The sequence below is a fragment of the Pseudomonas sp. SDO5215_S409 genome, assembly GCF_054071325.1.
This window is the reverse complement of sequence record NZ_JBSVWN010000200.1, coordinates 1-281: the sequence shown is the minus strand read 5'-3', so window position 1 is coordinate 281 and position 281 is coordinate 1. Positions and strand designations below refer to the sequence as shown.

Here is a 281-nt window from a genome sequence, read left to right as displayed (position 1 = left end):
ATGGCGCTGTTCAACTTCAACCCTGAAATCGCCGCGCTCATCCAGCAAGTCACCCACAATTTCAGCACCACGGGAAAGCTGGACGATCAGGGGCGCGAGGGCGATGGCAGCTCGCCCACACTCACGCTGGGCGCTTCCGGTGACGCTACCAGCCTGGGCTCACGTACCAGTGAAATCAAAGCGGTCCTTGATCTGGAGTCCGTGCGCACCAGCAAACTTTACCAAACCATGAGCAACGCCGCCCAACACAGCCTGACCACCCTGATCAACATCGCCAACCA

1 protein-coding gene is annotated in these 281 nt (G+C 59.1%); it reads left to right on the top strand.

The annotated features are described in order from the left end of the window. Nucleotides 1-281, top strand: a 281-nt coding sequence (locus ACW9H9_RS28890) for a hypothetical protein (protein WP_457346747.1), incomplete at both ends; no start/stop codon positions are given.